The 26,083-nt window shown below is 60.2% G+C and carries 19 protein-coding genes and 1 pseudogene; 12 read left to right on the top strand and 8 right to left on the bottom strand.

Annotated elements, in window-relative coordinates:
- Positions 1 to 12 precede the first annotated feature (12 nt).
- The 7 genes and pseudogenes from tssI (at position 13) to QCL51_RS10450 (ending at position 10,984) form a co-directional block, all read left to right on the top strand.
- The gene (gene tssI / locus QCL51_RS10480) at positions 13 to 2,181 is read left to right on the top strand and encodes a type VI secretion system tip protein TssI/VgrG (protein WP_338444825.1); all 2,169 of its coding nucleotides are present in this window, start codon (positions 13 to 15) and stop codon (positions 2,179 to 2,181) included.
- Positions 2,178 to 3,101 carry a DUF4123 domain-containing protein gene (locus tag QCL51_RS10475; RefSeq protein WP_028698404.1) on the top strand — a complete coding sequence of 308 codons (924 nt, stop codon included), beginning with the start codon at positions 2,178 to 2,180 and terminating at the stop codon, positions 3,099 to 3,101. Before tssI ends, QCL51_RS10475 begins: the two co-directional genes overlap by 4 nt.
- Positions 3,094 to 6,084, top strand: a complete 2,991-nt coding sequence (locus tag QCL51_RS10470) for a T6SS effector BTH_I2691 family protein (protein WP_338444888.1) — start codon at positions 3,094 to 3,096, stop codon at positions 6,082 to 6,084. The genes QCL51_RS10475 and QCL51_RS10470 overlap by 8 nt, the downstream gene beginning before the upstream one ends.
- Positions 6,085 to 6,086: 2 nt before the next feature.
- Positions 6,087 to 6,980 carry a DUF6708 domain-containing protein gene (locus QCL51_RS10465; protein WP_103469767.1) on the top strand — a complete coding sequence of 298 codons (894 nt, stop codon included), beginning with the start codon at positions 6,087 to 6,089 and terminating at the stop codon, positions 6,978 to 6,980.
- A 139-nt stretch (positions 6,981 to 7,119) separates the two neighbouring features.
- Positions 7,120 to 8,946 (top strand): annotated as a pseudogene (locus QCL51_RS10460) (T6SS effector BTH_I2691 family protein); the annotation flags it as partial.
- Between the two features lie 2 nt (positions 8,947 to 8,948).
- Positions 8,949 to 9,842: a DUF6708 domain-containing protein gene (locus QCL51_RS10455; RefSeq protein ID WP_031321994.1), complete on the top strand. Its 894-nt coding sequence runs from the start codon at positions 8,949 to 8,951 to the stop codon at positions 9,840 to 9,842.
- A gap of 263 nt (positions 9,843 to 10,105) precedes the next feature.
- Complete coding sequence (locus QCL51_RS10450; RefSeq protein WP_103444839.1) at positions 10,106 to 10,984, top strand: DUF6708 domain-containing protein; 879 nt, start codon at positions 10,106 to 10,108, stop codon at positions 10,982 to 10,984.
- A 209-nt stretch (positions 10,985 to 11,193) separates the two neighbouring features.
- On the opposite strand, the gene QCL51_RS10445 is transcribed toward QCL51_RS10450, so the two are convergent.
- The gene (locus tag QCL51_RS10445; protein WP_103469768.1) at positions 11,194 to 13,380 is read right to left on the bottom strand and encodes an OsmC domain/YcaO domain-containing protein; all 2,187 of its coding nucleotides are present in this window, start codon (positions 13,378 to 13,380) and stop codon (positions 11,194 to 11,196) included.
- A gap of 270 nt (positions 13,381 to 13,650) precedes the next feature.
- On the opposite strand from QCL51_RS10445, the gene QCL51_RS10440 reads away from it, so the two are divergent.
- The 3 genes from QCL51_RS10440 to QCL51_RS10430 are packed head-to-tail and all read left to right on the top strand — an operon-like array spanning position 13,651 to position 17,718.
- A complete protein-coding gene (locus QCL51_RS10440) occupies positions 13,651 to 14,106 on the top strand; it encodes a (2Fe-2S)-binding protein (RefSeq protein ID WP_021782012.1) in 456 nt (151 codons plus the stop codon).
- Positions 14,106 to 16,358 carry a molybdopterin cofactor-binding domain-containing protein gene (locus tag QCL51_RS10435; protein WP_021782013.1) on the top strand — a complete coding sequence of 751 codons (2,253 nt, stop codon included), beginning with the start codon at positions 14,106 to 14,108 and terminating at the stop codon, positions 16,356 to 16,358. The genes QCL51_RS10440 and QCL51_RS10435 overlap by 1 nt, the downstream gene beginning before the upstream one ends.
- Before the next feature lie 16 nt (positions 16,359 to 16,374).
- On the top strand, positions 16,375 to 17,718 hold the full coding sequence (locus tag QCL51_RS10430) for a cytochrome c (RefSeq protein ID WP_103444264.1): 1,344 nt from the start codon (positions 16,375 to 16,377) through the stop codon (positions 17,716 to 17,718).
- A 68-nt stretch (positions 17,719 to 17,786) separates the two neighbouring features.
- Here the strand turns inward: QCL51_RS10430 and QCL51_RS10425 are convergent, their stop codons facing one another.
- The 4 genes from QCL51_RS10425 to QCL51_RS10410 form a co-directional block, all read right to left on the bottom strand.
- Positions 17,787 to 18,575, bottom strand: a complete 789-nt coding sequence (locus tag QCL51_RS10425) for a transporter substrate-binding domain-containing protein (RefSeq protein ID WP_021782015.1) — start codon at positions 18,573 to 18,575, stop codon at positions 17,787 to 17,789.
- 207 nt (positions 18,576 to 18,782) lie between these two features.
- On the bottom strand, positions 18,783 to 19,424 hold the full coding sequence (locus QCL51_RS10420) for a LysE family translocator (protein WP_028697728.1): 642 nt from the start codon (positions 19,422 to 19,424) through the stop codon (positions 18,783 to 18,785).
- A 49-nt stretch (positions 19,425 to 19,473) separates the two neighbouring features.
- Positions 19,474 to 19,674, bottom strand: coding sequence for a DUF1289 domain-containing protein (locus QCL51_RS10415; protein WP_021782017.1), 201 nt, complete (start codon positions 19,672 to 19,674; stop codon positions 19,474 to 19,476).
- A gap of 8 nt (positions 19,675 to 19,682) precedes the next feature.
- Entirely contained in the window at positions 19,683 to 20,000 is a 318-nt protein-coding gene (locus QCL51_RS10410; RefSeq protein ID WP_021782018.1) for a hypothetical protein, read from the bottom strand.
- 316 nt (positions 20,001 to 20,316) lie between these two features.
- Here QCL51_RS10410 and QCL51_RS10405 point away from each other — a divergent pair, with 316 nt between their 5' ends.
- Positions 20,317 to 22,062, top strand: a complete 1,746-nt coding sequence (locus QCL51_RS10405; RefSeq protein ID WP_021782019.1) for a BCCT family transporter — start codon at positions 20,317 to 20,319, stop codon at positions 22,060 to 22,062.
- Positions 22,063 to 22,143: 81 nt separating this feature from the next.
- Here the strand turns inward: QCL51_RS10405 and QCL51_RS10400 are convergent, their stop codons facing one another.
- Both QCL51_RS10400 and QCL51_RS10395 read right to left on the bottom strand, forming a co-directional pair.
- On the bottom strand, positions 22,144 to 22,623 hold the full coding sequence (locus tag QCL51_RS10400; protein WP_021782020.1) for a VOC family protein: 480 nt from the start codon (positions 22,621 to 22,623) through the stop codon (positions 22,144 to 22,146).
- Between the two features lie 188 nt (positions 22,624 to 22,811).
- Positions 22,812 to 24,155 (bottom strand): OprD family porin, encoded by a 1,344-nt coding sequence (locus tag QCL51_RS10395; RefSeq protein ID WP_279934831.1) that lies wholly within the window; start codon positions 24,153 to 24,155, stop codon positions 22,812 to 22,814.
- Positions 24,156 to 24,436: 281 nt separating this feature from the next.
- On the opposite strand from QCL51_RS10395, the gene QCL51_RS10390 reads away from it, so the two are divergent.
- A complete protein-coding gene (locus tag QCL51_RS10390; protein WP_103444262.1) occupies positions 24,437 to 25,087 on the top strand; it encodes a TIGR04211 family SH3 domain-containing protein in 651 nt (216 codons plus the stop codon).
- A gap of 75 nt (positions 25,088 to 25,162) precedes the next feature.
- Here the strand turns inward: QCL51_RS10390 and QCL51_RS10385 are convergent, their stop codons facing one another.
- Positions 25,163 to 26,041, bottom strand: coding sequence for a LysR family transcriptional regulator (locus QCL51_RS10385; protein ID WP_053870436.1), 879 nt, complete (start codon positions 26,039 to 26,041; stop codon positions 25,163 to 25,165).
- Positions 26,042 to 26,083 lie beyond the last annotated feature (42 nt).

Here is a 26,083-nt window from a genome sequence, read left to right as displayed (position 1 = left end):
CAAGGATCTTTTATGCCTAGCCAATCTGATTTGCGCTACAGCTTTGAGGCTCTCGTTGGCAAAGCTGAATTCGAAGTGGTGTCGTTCGAACTCCGAGAGGGCATCAGCGCACCCTTTGAACTGGAGCTGAAACTGATCAGCTTCGAAAACGATATCGACTTCGGCCATTTGCTCGACAAACCCGTGCTCTTCACCATCTTGGACGGAGAACGCCCGGTACGGTACGTGCACGGCCTTGTCAGCAGCTTCAGCCAGGGCGAGAGCGGCTTCTACCGCACTTACTATCACGCCTTGGTCGAACCGCAACTGGCCCGCGCAAGGCTGCGCTCGAACTGGCGCATCTTCCAGCACAAGACCGTTCCGCAAATTCTCGAGCTGATGCTCAAGCGCCAGGGCATCGACCAGTACGAACTACGCGCCAGCATGGACCATCAGGTGCGCGAATTCTGCGTTCAGGCCGGTGAGACGGACTTGGCGTTCATCGCCCGCCTTGCCGCTGAAGAAGGCTTCGTCTACCGCTTTGCGCACAGTGAAAAGCTGCACAAGCTGATCATCACCGATCGGCTGCAATCACTCGGGCTGATCAGCCATGGCGCCGTCAAGGCCGACCATGACGACGAGGATTTCGGCGATGACGACGAGCCTGTAGGCCCTGACAGCGTGCTGTACCAAGCCAACAGCGGTGGCGATCAAGCCATACCCTGCCTTCACCGCTTGCGCTACAGCGAGCAGGTGCGCACCGCTCGCCAGGTGCAGCGCGACCACACCTTCACCCACCCGGCCTACCGCCAGGAGCACAGAGCCGCCGGGCCCTTCCTGGAGCATCAGAGCAAAGATTACGAATACTTCGATTACCCAGGCCGCTACAAACGCGATGCCGTGGGCAAGCCGTTCACCGAAAACCGCATCACAGCGCTGCGCCATGATGTGCGTATTGCCGAGGTCCAGGGCGATGACGTGCGCCTGCAACCGGGGCTCAGTTTCACCCTGACCGGTCACCCACGTGACGACCTCAATGCGCATTGGCGGGTGAACACGGTTACCCATAAAGGCCACCAGTTCACCAGCCTGCAGGAAGAAGCTGCCGGGGCCGATCAGGGCACACGTTACGAGCAAAAGGCGGTACTGGTGCCAGGCAGAACCGAGTGGCGCCCAGCCCCGTTGCCCAAACCACGCGTTGACGGCCCGCATATGGCCACCGTGGTGGGGCCGCCCGGTGAAGAGATCTACTGCGACGAATGGGGCCGGGTCAAGGTCAGCTTTCCCTGGGACAGAGAAAGCCAGGACAACGCGTTCAGCTCCTGCTGGGTACGCGTATCCCAAGGCTGGGCCGGCGGCAGCTGGGGCTCGATGGCCATCCCACGGATTGGCCAGGACGTGATCATCCACTACGTCAACGGCGACCCCGATCAGCCGATGATCACCGGCCGTACTTACTGCGGTAACCAGTTGCCACCCTACGACCTTCCCCGCCACAAGACCCGCATGACCATCAAGAGCCAGACCCACAAGGGCGATGGCTTCAACGAGCTGCGCTTCGAAGACGAACTGGGCCAGGAGGAAGTGTTCATTCATGCCCAGAGGGACCAGAACAATGTGGTCAAGCACGATGAGACTACGCAGGTCGGCAATGACCGCAAAGAGCAGGTCGATCACGACGAATCGATCCTGATCGGCCACGACCGTACGGAAACGGTTGGCAATGACGAGCGCATCACCATTGGGCAGGATGCCGCGCTCGACATCGGTAGAAACCACACGATCAGGATCGCCAAGGACCGTGTCGAAAACATCGGCAATCACCGTCACGATCAGATCGCCGCCAATCACCACACCCGTATCGGTGGCAACTTCGAGCAACGGGTCGAAGGGCATGCCGAGCTGGAAGCCCGCGGGGATATCCGCAGACGTACCCGCCGTTATGAACTTCGAGCATCGGAAGCCGTAGTCATCCAAGGCCCTGGGGGCTCCATTCGAATCGACGAAACAGGCATCACACTGGACAGCCCGACGATTCGCATCACCGGCCAGATGCTCAAGTCGGCAGATGGGACGACAAGCCCCTTTTCCATCAGCAGTGCACCGAACACTGGCAAGCCGCTGGAGCGCCTGTGTGGGCGCCGCCCTGATGGCTCCTGCCCCCTGCCCGATTGCCGCTGTATCCGAGGGCAAGTCCAATGACCACCTTGTCATCACCTCCTCCGCGCAGCGAAGACTTCGCTCACAACTGCCGCTTTCTGCTGCTTATGACCAGTGCAATCGAGAACTGGGCCTATCGGCCCATCCCGCAGGAAGGTGAACTGGTTCCTGCTTATGCCCCATCGGTACTCGATCTTATAAACGCTGTCAGCCGGAATACTCAAAAGGCATGGTTATGGAAGAACAGCGCCCTGGATGACCGTCATGAGTTTGGGCCTTTGCTGGTGGACGTTGCAGACGCTCACGAGCTGCTTGCCCATGCAATCACGACCTGGATGCCTATCGGTGGAGCCATCGCGCTGGATGCCGAGGTTGGCCTGGCAGCGCTGGCAGACCACTTCACCAGCCTGTCGCAAGTCGTGCTCCCTGACCAGAGCGTTGCCACTCACCATGTCACACCGGACCATCTTGCAGCCTGGCTGAATGCGCTGGACGACGACCATCGCAAGGCCTGGCTTGGCCCGGTGTCTCGGTTGGCATGGCGAGTCAACTGGGGGCCGGCTCATGAGTGGAAAACACACGAAAACAAGCCGATTGCTGCCCGCTCAAAATCAGCACTGCCTTTAACCCTCCAGCAGCTTGAACTTGATCGGCTGCAAGCAGGCATGCACGAGCACTTTGTCCTCTCATTGGCGCATGAGGTCTTGGCCATGCCGCCCCATGCCAACCATACCTTGGCGGACATACGGCTCTGGATAGAAACACTCCTGCCGCAACTGACAGCCCTCAATTTCCGGAGCGAGGAAGTTGCGGGCCAATTCATCCGGCTGATAGCCGGGCACATGTGGCTGATGAGCAATGACAAGGCGGGAAAAATCTACACCAACCTCGAAGAGTCGCCCCAGGCCCGCCTTCGCGAGCTCCAGGCACTGGTCGAAAGCAAGGAACCTGCCCATGACTAACGCCTCCGTCAGCCGCGCCACCTCCGGCCCTGCCTGCAGCGCACGCGTACCCATCCTGCCAGTGCGCTACGCCATCGTGCCCCGCACCGGCGACGCCCCCGCCTGCCGCTATGTCGATGCAGGCTTCAACCTGGAACAAGACTTCCCCACGCTGCAGCACTCGGCCTATACCCTCCGCGCTTTGCGCCCAGGTTATGTCTACGTGTTCATGAAAGGCCCTCAGGGCGAAAAGCTGGTCATTCATGAGCACGTCGGCGCGGGCCTCTACAAGGAGCTGCGCTACCAAGGGCTGGAGGACTACCACCGGCGTGAGCGCTACCTGTCCGGCCAGAGCATGGGCTGGGTGTGGGCCGACACCTGTCAGGACTCCGCCAAGGAAGTGTGGATCGGCTACAGCCCGCACCTGTGGACCAACGCCATCACCGCCCGTATCACCGGTTCGCCAGCCCTGCGCAAACGGCACATGCGCCAGCTGGACATGGCCGACCTGGTGAGCGGCAACCAGGCGCCGTCCACCCAGCCCCATGTGTTGCCAGTGAGTGCCCTGCAAACCTGGGTCGAAGACTTAAAACCGACAGAGCGGCGCATGCCGCTGACCTGGAGCAGCGACCCGGTCACCGAAACTTTGCCCATCGGCAACCTCACTGCCATCGCCCGCCACTACCCCTGGACCCAACCGAAAGTGCCGGTGGTGGTGGCGCTCGCCGACGCGGAAGGCATGGCCCTGGACCTGAGCCTGTCGGTCTCGGCCTACCAGCATCAACTGCGCGACCTGATGCCGGCCGAGCAACTGGAACACACAAAACCCGCCCAGCCTCCCGAGCAGGAGCGCGTGCCGGCATGCTACCGGCTGGATGCCGAACAGCTCAGCCCGCAGAGCCGCGACTTTCACCATCGCAACCTGGTCGCCATGCTGCTGAACAAGACGCTGGAAAGCCTGTACCCGGCGGATGCGCCTTCACCAGAACTGGCCGCGTTCAGGCTTGGCACGTCACGCCGGGGGCCCGCCCTGTCGCCGGCCGAGTCCCATTTCCAGGCCCTCACCCATGAAGACTATTCACCCAATGGTGCACGCCTGGCACAGCGCCTCGATGTCGACAAATACCGGCGCTTCCTCGCCGAACGCGACGCGCTGGAACGGCGTATTGCCGCCCTGCGCAACCTGGCCTTGCAAGCCAGCAACGATCATGACGCCTGGCTGGCGACGGCCGAATCCCAACACATCGATAACTCCTACAGCCTGGCAGCCGCCTTGGCCTGTTACGACCGCGACGAACGCACCTCCGCCCGCGGTCTGGAAATTTCACTGGCCTTGCTGATTCACCCGATGGGCCAGCCGACACCCGGCACCGAAGAGCATGACCGACGCTTCAAACGCCTGGAGCAATGGCTGGACCAGCACGCCAGCCCGCTTTACACCGCCTTGGCACCGTTCAACCCGTTCAAGGACAAAGCCGATTCGATCGGCACCTTGTTCGGCGCCAGCGACAACGTGATCGAAGGGCTGGCTGGTCGCTTCCCGGCCATGGCAGACATCACCGACCTCACCGCCCAGTCGGTCAATACCGTGGTGCTCAAGCGCCTGCGCGGGCAGACCCGCTGGGATGCCAGCCATGGCCTTCGGCGGCAGGTGCAGTTGGCAGCGCGTGAGGCCAATGCCGATAAAGCACTGGGGTTGTTGGCGGCGCGCTATCGCATCACCGAGCAGGCCATTACGGAAAATCCCTTTAGCCAGGAGGTGCAGCGGTATTTGAAGAGCGGCATGGCGCAGGTTGAAGAGATGAAAGCGTTGCGCATATCAGGAAGCCGCACGGTGTCCATCGAGCTGACCACCACTGCGCGTGTGAAACCTAGCTTTCTCGGGCTGCTCACCTCGGGCGGTGGTGGTGGTTTAAACGCGGGGATGCTGTGGTTCAACATCTTATCGCTCAAGACGGCCTACAACAGCCTGCAGAAGAGCGACACACCGGAATACACCCTGGGGTTCGCTTCATCTGTTTTCGGGGTAATCGGTGCAGCGGCGGCGACATTGGTCAGCGTGCGGGCGACGCAAAAGGCCGTCATGCTGAGATTAAGTGCCACAGCGCCGGGCATGGCCTTTGGCAATGGGGTTATCAAGTTTTTGAGTAGCAATCTGTTTGCGCGTTTAGCCGGATATCCGGCAATAGCATTTAGCCTATTTTCTGACCTATTTAAGGGAGTGCGCCAACTCAAAAGTGGTAATTCAATTACAGGCGGATACACCTTGGCCGGCGGGGTAACGATGGCCACTGGCTCTGTTGTTACCCTTGAAGCAGGACTTGCAGTTGCGGGCGTTACATCCGTTGTTCCCTTCGCTGGATGGGCCGCCGCCGCCCTTGTTCTCGTAGGAGTAGCCATCATTGCAGGAGGCCTCTACCTACACGCCAAGGCACATGAGCGCCTTCACAGCCCAATAGAACTGTGGGCAGCACGTAGTATCTTCGGCAACCGTATTAACGATGGAGAAATTCGCACTAAAATCATCTTGGACTATGAAAAAAAACTGCCTGCATTCCCATCGCTGCATGCAGAAATCAAAGCTTGGCATGACGAGCATTTTGGACCAAAGCTAATTTCAGCTGAGCAAGCTCTCACACTCGGCATAACCAAAGTCGATACAAGATGGAATCAAAACAATCACTGGTCTCCGCCAAACTGGACAGCTATCACACATAACGAAGTAGGCACATTTCAACCAACCGTTGAGTTCACAGTCCTGCTACCTGGCTTCAGGTTAGGCGTAAGCGAATGGTCAGGAAGCTTGAGCTCCCTCCATGATGACCAAGGAATGGACGTATTCCCAATTGCCCCGACCGGCCACATCGTAGGTGCCGGCCTGGTTCTGCATTTCGAGAACACGCTTACCAACCAAAAACATATCTCACTGCATCTAGCTTACAGCGCCAATCAAGGCCTGGACGAAGACAATGAGACCCTGTCAATTTTTCGTCTGGAGCGCTGATCATGGCAACCATCTGGATATTCAATTCAACGTCAGCTTCAGGGCATAAGCCCGCTATTGGCGGGCAAGTATCAAACTTATCAAAAAATACTTTATGCCTGCGAAATCCTTGGGTATCAGATTCTGTATTCATGGGGAAACTGTACTGCACAATGACCCTATCATTAATAATCGGCTTATATCCAAATCTATTTGATGGAGAATTTTTGGACTACTTTAAGTCCAACCCCATATTAATGTCCGGCTTCACACTCGCCCCCTTCACCTTCCTTCCCTTCCTTATCTATCGAATATATTTCATAAAACGCTTATCAAGTTTCTGCTTCAATCGTTCAACCCAAAAAATCTACTACCAACGTTTGAGCAAAGTACTCGTATTCGAATGGGCCAACACCGGAGGTGGCATCTTCAAGCGCACCGAATACGGCGGCTCCTCCTTCACCACCAGCTATGCCCTCGCCTTCGCCCCCCGCCGCGAAGACGGCAGCCTGCACCAAAAAGACTGCCTCTGGGTCGACAGCAACGAACCCACCGAACCCGGCGTCAAGCATGTGGCCGAAGTGTGGGAATACCTCCGCCACTTCATGGACCACGGCCCGAACAAACTCCCCCCGCCCGGTGAACCCAACTGGTGGCACAAGCCATTGCACGCCATCTGCCTGACCCCGGCAGAAGCCTGGCGCCACTATGCCCCCTGGCGAACCGGCGAGCCCGGTGAAATGCAGGGTAAAAAGAACTGGCAATTGCCGTTCTGGGCCGTGTTGTTCCCCTACAACCTCTCCGTAGCCATCTGTTGGTACGGCATCTGCCGCCTGTTCAACGTCCGAGCAGCGCCACCGCCACCCGAAGCATTTGAGGAGGCCCCAGCTCATTCAACCCAAAGGAAGCGTACATGAGCGACGCCTCCGTCAGTCGCGCCACCTCCGGCCCAGCCTGCAGCGCACGCACACCCATCCTGCCAGTGCGCTACGCCATCGTGCCACGCACCGCCGACGCCCCCGCCTGCCGCTATGCCGCTATGCCGATGCAGGCTTCAACCTGGCCTCTTTGCAAGCCAGCAACGATCATGACGCCTGGCTGGCGACGGCCGAATCCCAACACATCGATAACTCCTACAGCCTGGCAGCCGCCTTGGCCTGTTACGACCGCGACGAACGCACCTCCGCCCGCGGTCTGGAAATTTCACTGGCCTTGCTGATTCACCCGATGGGCCAGCCGACACCCGGCACCGAAGATCATGACCGACGCTTCAAACGCCTGGAGCAATGGCTGGACCAGCACGACAGCCCGCTTTACACCGCCTTGGCACCGTTCAACCCGTTCAAGGACAAAGCCGATTCGATCGGCACCTTGTTCGGCGCCAGCGACAACGTGATCGAAGGGCTGGCTGGTCGCTTCCCGGCCATGGCAGACATCACCGACCTCACCGCCCAGTCGGTCAATACCGTGGTGCTCAAGCGCCTGCGCGGGCAGACCCGCTGGGATGCCAGCCATGGCCTTCGGCGGCAGGTGCAGTTGGCAGCGCGTGAGGCCAATGCCGATAAAGCACTGGGGTTGTTGGCGGCGCGCTATCGCATCACCGAGCAGGCCATTACGGAAAATCCCTTTAGCCAGGAGGTGCAGCGGTATTTGAAGAGCGGCATGGCGCAGGTTGAAGAGATGAAAGCGTTGCGCATATCAGGAAGCCGCACGGTGTCCATCGAGCTGACCACCACTGCACGGGTGAAACCCAACTTCCTTGGGTTGCTCACTTCCGGGGGTGGGGGTGGTTTAAACGCGGGGATGCTGTGGTTCAACATCTTATCGCTCAAGACGGCCTACAACAGCCTGCAGAAGAGCGATGCACCGGAATACACCCTGGGGTTCGCTTCATCTGTTTTCGGGGTGATTGGTGCAGCGGCGGCGACATTGGTCAGCGTACGGGCAACGCAAAAGGCCGTCATGCTGAGATTAAGTGCCACAGCGCCGGGCATGGCCTTTGGCAATGGGATTATCAAGTTCTTGAGTAGCAATTTGTTTGCGCGTTTAGCCGGTTACCCGGCAATTGCATTTAGCTTGCTTTCTGATATCTCCAAAGCAAGGCGCCAGAGAGCGAACGGCAATCAAGCGGCTGCCGATTACACGTTGACTGGTGGTTTCACCATGGCTGTCGGTTCCGCTGTCGTCCTTGAAGCAGGACTTGCAATCGCGGGCGTGACATCGGTTGTGCCCTTTGCCGGATGGGCCGCAGCGGCCCTTGTCCTCGTAGGAGTAGCCATCATTGCAGGAGGCCTCTACCTGCACGCCAAGGCACATGAGCACCTTCACAGCCCAATAGAACTGTGGGCAGCACGTAGCATATTCGGTAATCGCATCAATGATGGAGAGTCGCACGCTGGCATCAACTTGGACTTTGACAAGAAACTTCCTGCTTTCACCTCACTGCAAACAGAAATTAAGGCTTGGCACAATGAACATTACGGACCCAAGCTACTATCCGCCGAGCAGGCCCTATCCCTCGGCATAACTAAAGTCGACACCCGATGGCATCAGAACAACCACTGGTCGCCGCCAAATTGGACAGCTATCACACATAACGAAGTAGCCACATCCCAACCAACCGTAGAATTCACAGTGCTGCTGCCTGCGTTCAGGCTAGGCGTAAGTGAATGGTCAGGAAGTTTGAGTTCCCTCCGTGACGACCAAGGAATTGACGTTTTTCCAATCAGCCCGACCGGCCACATTGTAGATGCTGGCTTAGTGCTACATTTCGAAAACACCCTAACCAACCAAAATCATGTCTCACTTCATCTAACCTACAACGCCAATCAAGGCCTGGACGAAGATAATGAGACCCTGTCAATTTTTCGTCTGGAGCGCTGATCATGGCAACCATCTGGATATTCAATTCAGGCTCAAGTTCAGGGCATAAGCCCGCTATTGGCGGGCAACTATCAAGCTTGTCAAAAACCACCTTATGCCTGAAAAACCCCTGGGTAACAGACTCAGTCTTTATGGGAAAGCTGTACTGTGCAATGACCATTGCGCTCGTTGTCTTCACCTACCCTTACTTACTAACCAGTGAAGCCTGGAACCCATACACCTTTAGTCATACCTTTATCCTCCTTACACTAATTACACCTTTCATCTTCCTCCCATTCTTAGCCTATCGAATATATTTCATAAAACGCCTATCAAGTTTCTGCTTCAATCGGTCAACCCAAAAAATCTATTACCAACGTCTGAGTAAGGTACTAATATTCGAATGGGCCAACACCGGAGGTGGTATCTTCAAGCGCACCGAATACGGCGGCTCATCGTTCAGCACCAGCTATGCCCTCGCCTTCGCCCCCCGCCGGGAAGACGGCAGCCTGCATCAAAAAGACTGCCTCTGGGTCGACAGCAACGAACCCACCGAACCCGGCGTCAAGCATGTCGCCGAAGTGTGGGAATACCTGCGCCACTTCATGGACCACGGCCCGGACAAACTCCCCCCGCCCGGTGAACCCAACTGGTGGCACAAGCCACTGCACGCCATCTGCCTGACCCCGGCCGAAGCCTGGCGCCACTATGCCCCCTGGCGAACCGGCGAGCCCGGTGAAATGCAGGGCAAAAAGAACTGGCAATTGCCGTTCTGGGCCGTTCTGTTCCCCTACAACCTCTCCGTCGCCATCTGCTGGTATGGCATCTGCCGCCTGTTCAACGTCCGAGCAGCGCCACCGCCACCCGAAGCATTTGAGGAGGCCCCAGCTCATTCAACCCAAAGGAAGCGTACATGAGCGACGCCTCCGTCAGCCGTGCTACCTCCGGGCCCTGTCTGCAGTTCACGCGTCCCCCCCTGACGGTGCACTACATGGCACCTTAAGCACCTTGGACTTCGGCAGTAAGGCAATTCCCTCAAAGACTGAGCCGACCTGCTACTTAACTAGAATCGATACAGCCAGAGCAAAAAGTGGCACTCTATTAATAAGTTTTCCACCAAACCAAGGCTTATCCGCCAACACTAATTCAACCTCAACCCTTCATGTCGAGAGGTAGCACTGTGGCCACAACATGGTTATTTAGCCCACACCAAAACACTTATATCCAACCAAAAATCCACGGACAGATCAGCAAAATAACCACTACATTAGCGCAGCTCAGAAATCCATGGGTTTCCGACTCAGTCTTCATGGCCAAGATGTATACCGCCACGATTTTAGCCATCGCGATTGTATCCTACACAGGATTTTTCACCCACTCAATCAATTACCAACAGGAAGGGGCATATGTATTTATTGCAATACAGCTCCTCGGACCATTTATTTTTACTCCATTCTTAGCCTACCGTGTTTTCTTAATAAAAAAACTTTCTGAAATATACCTCAACAGAGCCACCAAAAAAATCTATTACAAACGCATAAACACACTCATGGTTATTGATTGGAATAACACAAGAGGCGGTATTTTTAAACGCACAGAATTCGGCGGCTCCTCCTTCACCACCAGCTATGCCCTCGCCTTCGCCCCCCGCCGGGAAGACGGCAGCCTGCACCAAAAAGACTGCCTGTGGGTGGACAGCAACGAACCCACCGAACCCGGCGTCAAGCATGTCGCCGAAGTGTGGGAATACCTCCGCCACTTCATGGACCACGGCCCGGACAAACTCCCCCCGCCCGGTGAACCCAACTGGTGGCACAAGCCACTTCACGCCATCTGCCTGACCCCGGCAGAAGCCTGGCGCCACTATGCCCCCTGGCGAACCGGTGAGCCCGGTGAAATGCAGGGCAAAAAGAACTGGCAATTGCCGTTCTGGGCGGTGCTGTTCCCCTACAACCTGACCGTCGCTCTCTGTTGGTACTGTGTCTGCAAGCTTTTCAATGTCCGTGCAGCGCCACCACCGGCGGAGGCTTTCGAAGGTGGGCCCGCTAAGCCCGAATAGTCACCACCTGAAGTGGATAGGAAGAGAACGCTATGCGCCTGGATGGCAACGCGGCGAGACAGAATGAGGATAACGCCCAGATCAAAGGGCTGTAGGACGGCTCCTGGCCTATCGTCGGCAAGCCAGCGTCCACAGGTTCGGCACAAATCTCAAGAGTGGTGCAATACCTGTGGCGCTGGCTTGTCGGCGATGATTGGGCGCAGCGCCTGTCAGACGAACTTGGCCCGGGCCGCGTGCAGTTTCTTGTAGCTGTCGATCAGGCGCAGGTGGCGATCAAGGCCTTCGAGCTTCATGCTGGTCGGGGTCAGACCATGGAAGCGCACACTGCCGTCCACCGAACCCAATACCGCATCCATGCGCACATTGCCGAACATACGACGGAAGTTGGCTTCGTAGTCATCCAACTCCAGTTCGTCATCCAGCTGCACTTCCAGCACCACGTTCAGCGCCTGGTAGAACAGACCGCGGTCGACAGTGTTGTCGTTGAACTGCAAGAATGCCTCAACCAGCTCCTTGGCATCCTCAAAGCGTTTAACCGCGAGGCAGATCAGCAGCTTCAGCTCCAGAATGGTCAGTTGGCCCCACACTGTGTTTTCGTCGAACTCCACACCGATCAGCGTAGTGATGGTGGTGTAGTCATCCACATCGCAGTTGTCCAGGCGCTTGAGCAGCAGCTTCAGCGAGCGGCTGTCGAGGCTGTGCAGGTTGAGGATGTCAGCACGGAACGACAACGCGCGGTTGGTGTTGTCCCAGATAAGGTCCTCGACCGGGTAAATTTCCGAGTACCCCGGTACCAGGATGCGGCAAGCGGTGGCGCCAAGATTGTCGTACACCGCCATGTACACTTCCTTGCCCAGGTCTTCGAGGATACCGAACAGGGTCGCGGCCTCCTGCTGGTTGGAGTCCTCGCCGTGCCCGGAGAAGTCCCACTCGACGAATTCGAAGTCGGCCTTGGCGCTGAAGAAGCGCCACGACACCACGCCGCTGGAGTCGATGAAATGCTCTACGAAGTTGTTCGGCTCGGTCAGCGCGTGGCTTTCGAAGGTGGGTTGCGGCAGGTCGTTCAGGCCTTCGAAGCTGCGGCCCTGCAGCAGTTCGGTGAGGCTGCGCTCCAGCGCCACTTCCAGGCTCGGGTGGGCACCGAACGAGGCAAACACGCCACCCGTGCGCGGGTTCATCAAGGTCACGCACATGACCGGGAACTCGCCCCCCAGCGACGCATCCTTGACCAGTACCGGGAAGCCTTGCTCTTCCAGGCCCTGGATGCCAGCGAGGATCGCCGGGTATTTGGCCAGCACCTCTGGCGGCACGTCCGGCAGGCACAACTCACCCTCGAGGATTTCGCGCTTCACCGCGCGCTCGAAGATTTCCGACAGGCACTGCACCTGCGCCTCAGCCAAGGTGTTGCCCGCGCTCATGCCATTGCTGAGGAACAGGTTTTCGATCAGGTTGGACGGGAAGTACACCACCTGCTGGTCGGACTGGCGCACGAACGGCAGCGAACAGATGCCCCGCGCCGTGTTACCCGAGTTGGTGTCATACAGGTGCGAACCACGCAGCTCCCCGTCAGGGTTGTAGATCGCCAGGCAGTGCTCATCGAGGATCTCGGCCGGCAACGCGTCGCGCGGGCCCGGCTTGAACCACTGCTCGTTCGGGTAGTGCACGAACGGGGCGTTGGCCAGGTCTTCGCCCCAGAACTGGTCGTTGTAGAAGAAGTTGCAGTTGAGGCGCTCGATGAACTCGCCCAGCGCCGAGGCCAGCGCAGCCTCCTTGGTGGCGCCTTTACCGTTGGTAAAGCACATCGGTGACTGCGCATCGCGTACGTGCAGCGACCAGACGTTGGGCACAATGTTGCGCCACGAGGCGATCTCGATCTTCATCCCCAGCCCGGCGAGGATGCCCGACATGTTGGCAATGGTCTGCTCCAGCGGCAGGTCCTTGCCGGGGATATAGGTGCTGGTGTCCGACACCGGCATCAACAACCCCTGGGCATCGGCATCGAGGTTGTCGACCACTTCGATCACGAACTCAGGGCCGGTCTGCACCACCTTTTTTACCGTGCAGCGGTCGATGGAGCGCAGGATGCCTTGACGGTCCTTGTCGGAGATGTCCTCGGGCAGTTCGACCTGGATCTTGAAGATCTGGTTGTAGCGGTTTTCCGGATCGACGATGTTGTTCTGCGACAGGCGGATGTTTTCGGTGGGAATATCGCGGGTCTGGCAGTACAGCTTGACGAAGTAAGCCGCGCACAAGGCCGAAGACGCCAGGAAATAGTCGAACGGGCCGGGGGCCGAACCATCGCCTTTGTAGCGGATAGGTTGGTCGGCGATCACCGTGAAGTCATCGAATTTGGCTTCGAGACGGAGATTGTCGAGAAAATTGACCTTGATTTCCATGCGGGATTACCGTGATTTAAGCGTGCAAAACGAAATTGGCCGGCATTATCCGGGTTTTCGTTGCGCAAGTCCTGCTCAGCGCCACCCGCAGGCTTGATTTTTCGAAGCGGGCTTGCGTATTCCACCGAATTACTTGCCTGATCCTCTGAAGCTATCCCCGCCACCAGACCAGCGGTCATCCTCCTGTGCTAGCGTTTCTGCACCGGGGGACAACGTATTCCCCATGCAGAAACAACACAGCGACAACAACCGTGACGGGCAGGTGAAACCATGGAACTACGCATCAACCAGAAGACCTATCAGGTCGAGGCGGACGCCGACACGCCCCTGCTGTGGGTAATCCGCGATGACCTGGGGCTGACCGGCACCAAGTATGGCTGCGGCTTGGCTCAATGTGGCGCTTGTTCGGTGCTGGTGGACGGCAATGTGGTGCGCGCCTGCGTTACCCCCGTGGCCGGTGTGGTGGGGCGTGAGGTCACCACCATTGAGGCGATCGAGGCCGACCCCGTCGGTAAACGGGTAGTCACCGCCTGGGTCGAGCACCAGGTGGCTCAATGCGGCTATTGCCAGTCTGGCCAGGTCATGGCAGCCACGGCGCTGCTCAAGCACACGCCCAAACCTAGCGATGCGCAGATCGATGCAGCCATGGTCAACCTGTGCCGCTGCGGCACCTACAACGCCATCCATGCCGCCGTGCATGATCTGGCCCAGGGGGAGCAAGCCTGATGAACACGCCAGTCGATACGCCTGCCGAACTGCTCAGGCTGCAGCTGGGCGAAACGGTCAACCTGTCACGTCGGCGCTTTCTTGCGGGCACCGCAGTCGGTGCCCTGGTACTAGGTTTCGGCTTACCCATGGGTTCGGCCCGCGTGCAGGCAGCCGCCGCCGCGGCAACTGCGGAACGCGGCACCCAGGTGCCTGCTTTTCTGGAAATTCGCCCGGACGGCACGGTGCGCCTGCTGAGCCCCTTCATGGAAGGCGGGCAAGGCCCTTTCACCACCATGGCGCAGATTGTGGGTGAAGAGCTGGATGTCGACCCGGCCCATTTCGTGGTCGATAGCGCTCCACCAGGCGAAGCCTACGTGGTAATGGAGAACGGCATGCGCATCACCGGTGGCAGCATGTCGGTGCGCATGAGCTATCCGACCATGCGCCGCCTGGGCGCGCTCGCCCGGGGCATGCTGCTGCAGGCGGGCGCCGAACACCTGGGTGTACCGCTCGATGAGCTTTCCACCACGCCAGGTAACGTAGTACATACCACGAGTGGACGTTCCGTTCCTTACGGTGAACTGGCAGGTCGCGCCATGGACCTGCCGGTGCCCGACCCGGCCAGCGTCAAGCTGCGCGACCCCAGCCAGTTTCGCTGGATAGGAAAGCCCGTACGCCGCCTGGATGCCTATGACAAGTCCACCGGCAAGGCCCAGTACTGCATCGACATCAAGGTCGACGGCATGCTCCACGCTGCCGTGCAGCATGCACCGCGCCTGGGCATGACGGTCGGCAGCCTGCGCAACGAAGACCAGGTCAAGGCCATGAAAGGCGTACATTCGCTGCATCAGCTGCCAGGCGCCGTGGCCGTGGTTGCCGAACGCTGGTGGCACGCCAAGCGTGCAGTAGAGGCGATCCAGGTAGATTGGAAAGAACCGGCCGCCGACAGCAAAGTGCGACCGATGCCGGCCGATTTTTCCAGTGACGCCTGGCGCGAACACCTCGCGACGGTGCAAGGGCCGTCACGCGATGAAGAGAACGAAGGGGATATTGCCGGCGCCTTGGCCAATGCCAATACCAAGGTCGAGGCCAGCTACCACAACCAGTACCTGAATCATGCCCAGCTCGAGCCACCGTCCGCCCTCGCCCGCTTTAACCCGGACGGCAGCCTGGACGTCTGGCTGCCTAACCAGGCGCCGGACATGTTCCGTGACGACATTGCCAGGCGCACTGGCCTGACGCCTGCACAAATCAACCTGCATTCGCCGCTGCTGGGCGGCTTCTTTGGCCGCCACTTCCTGTACGACTCTGCCAACCCCTACCCGCAAGCCATTGCCCTGGCCAAAGCGGTTGACCGACCGGTGAAGCTTATCTGGAGCCGCGAGGAGGAGTTTCTACGCGATGTACTGCGCCCCGTCGCAGTGGTGAAGTTCCGCGCCGGGCTGGACGCAGACGGTATGCCTGTGGCGCTCGAAGCGGTAAGCGCCACCGAGGGCCCAACCGAGGCCCTTGCCGGCAAACAAGGGGAAAAGATCGACCCGACTGCGCTCGAGGGGCTGTCAGGCAAGTCCTACGCCATCGCCAACAAGCGCATCGCCCAGATCTATGTCAAAGGCCCGGCCATGCTCGGTTACTGGCGCTCGGTAGGTAACTCGCTGAACGACTTTTTCTACGAATCATTCCTGGACGAACTGGCGGACAAAGGTGGCAAGGACCCGTTTGAACTGCGCCTGCACCTGCTGCGCGACAACCCGAGACTGACCAACCTGCTGAACGCAGTGGCCGACTTGTCCGGCGGCTGGAAGCGCGGCCCGTTCACCGCCGAGGACGGCAGCAAGCGCGCACGCGGCGTGGCCATGGCGTCACCGTTCGGCTCGGAGGCTGCGGTCATTGCCGAGGTTTCAATCGATAACGGCCAGGTCAAGGTGCACGACATCTGGCAAGCCATCGACCCTGGCAGCATCGTCAACCCGGCGATCATCGAGCATCAGGTCAATGGTGCCGTCGCCCTCGGCCTGTCGCAGACGCTGGTGGAAGAAGCGGTGTACGTGGATGGCAAGCCGCGCGCACGCAATTACGACCTGTACCCGATCCTGCCGCCTTCGCGCATGGCCCGGGTGCATGTGCGCATTATCGAAAGCGGGGCGAAGATGGGCGGCATCGGCGAACCACCGTTACCCGCCGTGGCCCCGGCGGTGGCCAACGCGGTCGCGCAGCTCACCGGCCAGCGCGTGCGCAGTTTGCCATTGAGCCGCCACACCTTCAGCTGATCGCAAGGGACGCCTCATGACCCATCGTTTCGCAAGAACCGCCGGCTGGCTCGCGCTGCCGTGCCTGGTCGCGGCGGGCCTGCTGGCCTGGTATGTCACACGCGAACCTGCTTCGCCGTTTGCCGATGCGCAGGCCACTGTTGCCGACCCGGCGCTGGTCAGCCGCGGTGAATACGTGGCCCGGCTCAGTGACTGCGTGGCCTGCCATAGCCTGCCGGATGGCAAACCGTTCGCCGGCGGGTTGGAAATGGCCACCCCGCTGGGGGCGATCCACGCCACCAACATCACCCCTGACCGCGACAACGGTATCGGTAACTACACCTTGGCCGACTTCGACCGCGCCGTGCGCCAGGGTGTCGCGCCCGGTGGTCGGCGGTTGTACCCGGCCATGCCTTACCCGTCCTACGCCAAGCTCAGCGATGAGGACGTCAAGGCGCTGTATGCGTTCTTCATGCACGGTGTGCAACCGGCGCGGCAGGCCAACCTGGCCAGCGACATCCCCTGGCCGCTGAACCTGCGCTGGCCCATTGCCTTGTGGAACGGCCTGTTTGCCGCCACCAGGCCTTACACCGACAAGACCGGGCAGGATGCACAGTGGAACCGTGGCGCCTATATCGTCCAGGGCCCCGGGCACTGCGGCAGTTGCCACACGCCACGCGGCCTGGCCTTCAATGAAAAGGCGCTGGATGACAGCGGCAAGCCGTTCCTGTCCGGTGCACTGCTCGACGGCTGGTATGCACCCAGCCTGCGCGCCGACCACAACACAGGACTCGGGCGCTGGAGCGAGGCGGAGATCGCGCAGTTCCTGAAGACCGGGCGCAACCGGCATGCAGTGGTATTCGGTTCGATGACAGAGGCGTTCAACAACTCCACGCAATTCATGCATGACGACGACCTGGCCGCCATCGCCCACTACCTGAAGTCGCTGCCCGGCGACCCCAAACGTGACGGCGAGCCATGGCAATACCAAGCCGAATCGGTAGCTATACGGTTGGACAGCCCTGGAGCCCGCACCTACGTGACACGCTGTGCCTCCTGCCACGGCCTGGACGGCAAGGGCCAGGACAAGTGGATGCCGCCATTGGCCGGAGCGACCTCGGCACTGGCCAAGGAGAACGCCTCGGCAATAAATATCACACTAAATGGTTCGCAGCGGGTGGTGGCTGCTGGGGTGCCGGACGCCTATCGCATGCCGGCTTTCCGCGAACAGCTGAGTGATCAGGAGATTGCCGACGTGCTTGGCTTTGTGCGTACAGCCTGGGGCAACCAGGGTGGTGCGGTGGATGCGCAGGCGGTAGGCAAGCTGCGTGGGCATACCGACCCGGCCAGCAGCAGCCCCATCATCTTGCATATGCGTTGAATAGGAGAGGTACATGTACCGACACAAGGCTGCTCCCATAAAGACCGCGCAGCACTTGAGCTACTCTGTCACTGCCACCGCTCCAGGTTCTGTTTCAACCACTGCTCGGGCAAGGCCCCGCCAACGATCTTCGCCATCTCCCGCGCCAGCGCCTCACGCAGCGGTGGCCGGTTGCAGGGCGACTCTCGGGAGATTGCCAGGTACAACCCTTCACTGGACACGGGTGGCTGCAATACCTGCACAGTGGCTGCGATGCCCAACGTGCGCGCCAGCACCATGCCAGGAAACTGCTCGTACACCACGTAATCGCTGCGTTTGTGCATCAGCTTCTCGAACGCCTGTCTGGCACTGGGCACCGCTTCAAGGGTGAGATTGGCCGCGGCGTATTCATCGAACTGTTGGCCGTGGCTGTTGTTGACCAGAGTGCCACCCTTGCGGCCTTTGAGGTCGGCCCATTGCTGGTAGGCAAAGGCATTGTCCTGGCGCACCCAGATGACGCTGGGGGTACGCAAAAACGGCGGGGCGATGAAGTCCACATGCTGCCGGCGCGCTTCGGTCAGGAAGTACCCGGCCATCAAGTCGATCCGCCCGGTGCGCACTTCTTCCTGGGCTCGCGACCACGGCCCGGCGTAAACCACCTCTATGTCCAGCCCCAACTGCTTGCCCAGGTATTTGAGCAGGTCGGCATTGGCACCGATCAGTCGTTGAGGGTTCAGCGGGTCGCGCCACAGGTACGGGGGGTATTCCGGGTTGCCTGTGGCGGTCAGCCGTAGGCATGCATCATCCGCTGTTGCAGCCAGGGGCAGCAGTGACAGGCACATCAGGAGCAAGACGTGGCGAAAGCAACGCTCGATCATCTACGACCCTCGGCACATGAAACACCCGGCGATCCGGCGTAGTGGCCAAAGGCTGCCACCTGCCGTGGTCGCCTGCAGCTATCATCTGCGCGCTGTAGACAGTCTGGACCATCAGCAACCCGCAGACGAGCCTTTCATCGTCCCGTCGATAAATTTGCCGAAGGACACACAGTGAGCGCCTGCTCGGCCGGCGACAAACTGGGCTTTTCAGGCACCCTGCCGTCGCATCGCCAGGATCGCCGCGCCAAAACCGATAAAGGTGGTGCCCACCACCCTGTTCACCCAGCGCGACAGCGACGGCCGGGTCAGCACCCCCTTGGCCCGCGCAGCCAGGGCGGCATACGCACTTAGCGAAGTGAGCGACAAGGCCACGAAAATCCCGGTCAAGGTCAGGAACTGCGGCAATAGCGCAGCCCCTTGGTCGATGAACTGCGGAAACAGTGCTGTAAAGAACATGGTCGCCTTCGGGTTGGTCACTGCAGTGAGAAAGGCCGATTTGAACAGTTTCAGCGACGTAGGCCGCACCTTGGCCGCGCACTCTGCGGCACCCTGCTCCAGCATCGGGCTCTTCTTCAGCAGTTGGCGCGCCCCCAGGTAGAACAGATAGCCCGCCCCCAGGATCTTCACGGCATTGAACAGTACTTCAGAACTCGCCAGCAGTGCGCCTAGCCCCAGCATGGCTGCAGCCGACAAACAGAACAGGCCCGTGCCATTGCCCAGCGACGACCAGATCGCGCTGCGCTGGCCATGGGCAAGGCTGTTGTTGATAGCCATCAAGGTGGCTGGGCCGGGGCTGGCGATCGCGATGGCGGCGACCAGGGTGAATGCGAACAGCGAGTGAGAATCCATTTCAGGCTCGTCAGACAATCAGGTGAGGCTGCGTCTATTGAGCGCAGGTTCAGTCTGTATTCTGCCGCTTTGCCGCCTTCTTGACGATAGCCTTCATTCGCGTCGCCGCCCGCTGCACAGTGGCCATCTTCTCGGGGCGCTTCATGCCCCGCCATTTGCGGATTTCGTCACGGGTACGGCCACAGCTCACGCACAGCTCGCTGCTGAGCTGGCATAACGAGACGCAGGGGTTGTCGATGTCTTTGGCCATGCCACTACTCAGCCAGGCAGTTCTGCCCGCGCATGTTCGCCAGCGCTGTGGAACACCTGGCGCACTTCCTCGGCCTTGACCTTGGTTACCGACCTGGCTGCCAGCAACTCATCGACCACGCGCAAGCCCTGCTCCAGGGCTGTGGCGAGTTGATCAGCGTCGGAGGCGTCAGCGATATCACCCAGATAGGGAGCGATGAGGTACACGTAACGGTCCTGCAGCTTGAGCGCTTCCAGCGCGTCGAGGGCTTTCTGGAACCGATCGGCAGCGGCAGGGCTCATGCTCAATTTATCGAAATGAATCAGGCTCACACGGTCAGTGGCCATTATGACGAATCTCCGTTTCCTGGTGCGGCCAGGCCCGCAAGCAGCAGCACTTCTACGATGCTCGTATGTGTGGGCCCGGGTTATGGCCATCAGGGTACCAGAAGCCGAAGCAGAAAGGGCCACTGCCCCCAGAACTAAAAGTATTTGCCAAGTCGCGTAATGGACGCCCCACGACGTTATGGGGACATGAGCCGCTGTTTGCTGCACAGGATAATCCCGCCGGCAATCCACCCCGCCGAGGTCGTCATCGCGCTCGGCAGCCCACACAACAACAAGCCTGCGCGTTCAGGCAAGACACAACGGGGCCTCATCATTCATGGCAAAGGAACACATCCCCGAAACACTCGATCTTGGCGTCACAGACCCCTCGAAAACCGCAGAAGCCCGCCAGGACCGGCATTTCGAGGGCAAGCTTGACTGGATCGTCTTCGGTTTCACCAGCCTCCTGGCCATCGCGTTCGTGCTCTGGGGCTTCCTCAACCAGGCCAGCCTGGCCAGCAGCGCCTCCAGCGCGCAATCCTGGGTCATTCTCAATTTCGGCTGGTTCTTCGTGCTCACCTCCTCCCTCTTCGTGGTGTTCGTGCTGTGGCTGGCCGCAAGCCGTTACGGGCGGGTGCCGCTGGGCCGCGATGGCGAACAGCCAGAATTCCGCACGGTGTCCTGGGTAGCGATGATGTTCAGCGCCGGTATGGGGATCGGCCTGATGTTCTTCGGCGTGGCCGAGCCGCTGTCGCACTACATATCGCCGCCGCCCGGCTCGGCCAGCGGGCAGACCAGCGAGGCGATGCAGGTGGCAATGGCCACCACCCTGTTCCACTGGACCCTGCACCCTTGGGCCATGTACGCCATCGTTGGCCTGGTAATCGCCTACGGCACCTTCCGCCGTGGCCGCTCGCAGCTGATTTCTGCTGCCTTTCGGCCGCTGATCGGCAAGCACGCAAACGGCCCTCTCGGCCGCCTGATCGACATGATGGCGATCTTCGCCACACTGTTCGGCTCGGCCGCCTCGCTAGGCCTTGGCGCGTTGCAGATTGCCGGCGGCCTGGAATACAACGGCTGGATCGAAAGCCCGGGTAAACTGTTCTACATCTCGATCATCACCCTGCTGACCATTGCCTTCGTCACCTCGGCGGTGTCGGGCATCGGCAAGGGTATCCAGTGGCTGTCCAACACCAACATGGTACTGGCACTGGTGCTGGCAGTGTTCGTGTTCCTGGTCGGGCCGACGCTGCTGATGCTCAATCTGTTGCCGACCTCGCTCGGCATCTACATCAAGATGCTGCCGGAGATGATGGCCCGCACCAACGCCAGCGGCGGCGAGCAGATGAACAGCTGGCTGGCCGGCTGGACCGTGTTCTACTGGGCCTGGTGGATCTCCTGGACGCCTTTCGTGGGCATGTTCATCGCCCGCATCAGCCGCGGCCGCACCATTCGCCAGTTCGTGACCGGGGTGCTGCTGGTGCCAAGCCTGGTCAGCCTGGTGTGGTTCACCATCTTCGGTGGCGCCGCCATCGAGGCCGTGCGGGAGGGCGCCTTCCAGCTGGCCAACGGTGCGGTCAACAGTAACCACGCGCTGTACCAGTTGCTGGACAGCTACCCGCTGGCCTCGGCAACCTCGGTGCTGGTGATGATCCTGGTGGGCATCTTTTTCGTTTCTGGTGCCGACGCAGCCTCGCTGGTGATGGGCACGCTGTCGGAGCACGGCACCACCGCGCCATCGCGGCGCACAGTGATTTTCTGGGGCACGCTGACCGGTACGGTGGCGGCGATCATGCTGGCGATCGGCGACCCACGTAATCCTGGCGAGGCGCTGACCGGACTGCAGAACCTGACCATCGTCGTGGCCTTGCCATTCGTGGTGGTGATGGTACTGCTATGCCTGGCGCTGTACCGCGACCTGCGCAAGGACCCGATGATGCTGCGCCACCTGCGCGGCAACGAGCTGATCGAAAAGGCCGTGCTGTATGGGGCGGTGAAGCATGGAGAGGAGTTCTACATTGTAGTGCAGGAGAAGAAGGCATCGACCAAGACAGCGGCAGAGGCCGAAGTAACCAGCAACTGATTGCTTCAATCAGAAAACCACGGGCTGCCACGCAGCCCGATCACAGCACGAGGCCGCTGCTGCTGAAAACACAGGTCTGCTTCAACCTTTCAACGCCGCCTCTATCTTGGCCACATCGATCTTGCCCATCTGCATCATGGCCTCGAACGCACGTTTGGCCGCCGCTCGGTCGGGGTGGCTGATGGCTTCGATGAGGATGCGTGGAGTGATCTGCCACGAAATCCCCCATTTGTCCTTGCACCAGCCGCAAACGCTGGCCTCGCCGCCGTTGCCGATAATGGCATCCCACAAGCGGTCGGTCTCTGCCTGGTCCGCGGTACTGACCTGAAATGAAAATGCCTCACAGTGCTTGAAGGCCGCCCCACCATTGAGTCCCACGCAAGGAATGCCCATTACCGTGAAGTCCACGGTGATCACATCGCCCTGCTTGCCTGAAGGGTAATCGGCGGGTGCCTGGTGCACAGCGACCACCCGGCTATCGGGGAACGTTCGGGCATAGAAGTTCGCCGCCTCTTCAGCTTCGTGGTCATACCACAGGCAGATGGTGTTCTTGGCGGTCATGGTCTTGCTCCAAGATCGAAGGTGAGCCTTGAGTCTAGCCCCATAGCACCGGTGTACCGGTAACGCCTGACCAACTGATGCCAATGCATGGTTTAACCGCGACGACGCCGATTCAAAAAAAGGCGCCCCAAGCGGAGCGCCAAAAAATCCACCCAGACCAAAGGAGCAACGAGGTTGCCGAAGTGGAATCACAGAATTGACAACGGGTACTCCACGATCAGCCGCACTTCGTCCAGGTCCGACTCGAACGCCGTGGCCCGGGTGGTGGCCTGGCGAACCCGCAACGACAGGTCCTTGGCCGCGCCAGTCTGCACCACATACTTGACCTCGATGTCACGCTCCCAGCGTTTCTGGTCGGTCAGCGGGTTGCCCGCGACGTCGCGGCGCATGTAAGTGGCGTTGGCATTGGAGTAATCGGCATCGGTACCCTTGCCGTAACGTGTCATGAACGACAGCCCAGGTACGCCGTAGGTGGCCATGTTCAGGTCATAGCGCAGCATCCATGAACGCTCCTTGGGCGCGTTGAAGTCGCTGTACTGGATGGAGTTGTCGAGGAAGATCGAGTCGGACTGACGCAGGTAGTCGAAGTCGTCGTCGCCGTTGTTGCGCTGGTGAGTCAGGGCCAGGGTGTGAGCACCAAAGCGCACACCCAACTTGGCGCTCCAGATATCGTTGTCAAAGGCGCCCAGGCGCTGCTGCCCTTCATCTACAGCCTTGTAATAGTTGAAACCACCAATCAGGGCCAGCTCCCCGCTCAGCGGCCAGCTCAGGCTGGTGCCGACGTAGTACTGGTTCCACACGTCCTTGAGCCGGCTACTGAACAGGCTGACGCTGACATGCTCATTGAGCGTGTAGTCACCCCCGCCATAGGCGATCCACGGCGAATCGACCGGGCCGCCATAGAACGTGACGAAGTTCTCCCGCAGGTCGCTGGACATCGGTTGGCTCATGGCATGCAGACGCCCGGCTTGCAGGGCAAGGTCCTTGATGCTGGTGTTCTCCAGGGTCACCCCACGAAAGCTCTCCGGCAGCAGCCGCGAATCGCCAGCAGCCACCACCGGGTTGGCCGGGAACACATCGCCCACCTTCAGTACCGTGTCGAACAGTCGCACCTTGGCCGCGCCCCCCACCTTGGTGTATTCGTCACGTGCCTGGCCGTCGCGGTCAACCGGCAATACGTCGAAAGAACTGCGCCCGCCGTTGCGGCCGCCGCCAGTGTCGAGCTTAAGGCCAAGCATGGCAAACGCGTCCAGGCCAACACCTACGGTGCCCTGGGTGAAGCCCGACTCAAATCGGGTAATCACGGCGTGCCCCCAGGCTTCGGAGTAGCCGCTGTCAGGCTGTTTGCTCGGGCTGTGTGTCGGGGCCGCAGAATCGCGGTTATCGCGGTTGAAATAGAAGTTGCGATTAAGCACGCTGAGGGTACTGCCCGCCACGAATCCGTCCGGGCTTTCTTCTGCGGCAACAACCTGGCTGCCAACGCTGGCCAACGCCAGGCAAGCAGCCAATGTCAGGGGTGATCTACACGTCATCCGATAATCCTTGAACGTCGCATTTGTTGTTATGTCGGCGGGCCGAGATTGACGGCCCGCAGATAACGCCAAGGTGATCGGCGCATTACAATTGCGTCATCGGCAACGCAGCGCTCTGAGTGGAGTCCTGCAACATTCTGCAGATATTTCCGAGGTCAGGCAGTGAACCTGCTGACAAAAAAACGGTCTTTCGCTGACGGTCAACTCACCGACCGGTTCATCGGCCCAGCCACCGTGGCCTACTTTTTGTCCTGTTCCAGCGAATTCAGCGAAGACCCAACATGCCCGATTCCCGCCCAAATGCTTCCGCCCTCCCTGCCCTGCGCATCGGCCTGATTGCCGCCCTGGTGGGTATCGCCGCCCTCGCGCACGCTGAAGAGCCTGCCAGCGACGCACGCTGGGTCAGCGACAGCCTGAGCACCTACGTGCGCAGCGGCCCGACCGACGGGCACCGCATTGTCGGCACGCTCAAGTCCGGGCAGAAGCTGACCCTGCTCGGCAGCCAGGGCAATTACAGCCAGGTGCGTGGGCAGAACGGCGATGTGGTGTGGATCCTCAGCAACGACCTGCAGACGGTACCCGGGCAGAACGAACGCCTGCCATTGCTCGATGCCCAGGTTGCCGAACTGACCGGGCAGTTGAAGACCATCGACGACAACTGGAAGAACCGCGTGCAAGGGATGCAAGAAACACTTGATTCGCGCAAGCAGCTGATTGACGAGCTGGAGGCGCGCAACAAGGCACTGAACGAGCAACTCGATCAGAGCCAGTCGGACCTGCGCGATACCCAGGCCCGCCTGGGAGATGAGAACAAGCAGGTGATGATGCGTTACATGGTGTATGGCGGCAGCATCGCCGGTGCAGGCTTGCTGGCGGGGCTGATCCTGCCGGCACTGACCCGTGGGCGCAAGAAGAACGATCGCTGGTTCTGAGCTCGGCAAGGCGCTGGAACTGGAACGTGCAGGCCTGGCCGCAGGCCTTGCTATAGCGGAATAGTGGAGTCGTCCCTACAACAACCGTTCCAGTGCCTCCAGCACATACCCCGTGGCGCGCTCCACCTGCCCTTCCCGACAAGCAATCCCCAACTGCCGCCACAACCCCGGCCGCAGCGGTCGACGAGCAATGCGCCGGTCCAACTCGGCCGCCTCCCCCTCCTGCGGCAATAATGTCGCCCCATACCCGGCGCCGACCAGGCTCTTGATCGCATCGTTGTAATTCAGCTCGATCCGCGGCTCGGGGTACAACCCCGCCGCTGCAAACCACTCCCCGGTAACCCGCGACAGCTGGGTGGTGCTGTCGTTGAGAATCAACGCCCGTTGCGCCAGCCACACCGGAGTGATCCTGGCCGGTGGCTGCCAGTCGGCCGGCACATACGCCATAATCGGGTCGCGCCGCCAAGGGGTGACCGTCAATCCTTTACCGGCCACCTGCGGCAGGGCTACAAGGCCGATATCCAGTGTGCCCTCACGCAAGCGCGTGAGCGACGCCTGGGAGGTCAGCACCTGGACCTGCACATCGATCCCAGGGCGCTCCACACGCAGGCGCGCCAATGCCTGCGGCAGCAAATGGGCAATGGCACCGGTGGAGGCGCCCAGGCGCACACGCCCGGTCAACCCTTCGACCTGCCGGCGTACTTCGTCCAGCGCCAGGTCAGCGTCCGCCAGCAGGCGCCGGGCACGCCCCAGCAGTGTTTCACCGATGACGGTGGGCCGCACCTGGCCGCGGGTGCGGGTGAGCAACGGGGCGCCGATGCGCGCCTCCAGCTCAGCCACATGCAAGCTGATGGTGGGCGGCGCCAGGTTAAGCCGGCGGGCGGCCTCTGCAAAAGAGCCCAGGTCGCTGATGACCACCAATGTGCGGAGGCGGTCGAGGCTGATTTCGCGCATTGTCAGAGCCGGTCCTTTCGCGGGTAAACCCACAGGTTCACT

Origin of the sequence: Pseudomonas sp. LTR0, from assembly GCF_036630035.1 — a bacterium.
GTDB lineage: Bacteria > Pseudomonadota > Gammaproteobacteria > Pseudomonadales > Pseudomonadaceae > Aquipseudomonas > Aquipseudomonas putida_Y.
The sequence above is the reverse complement of the archived record's forward strand: the minus strand, read 5'-3'. Positions and strand labels throughout refer to the sequence as shown.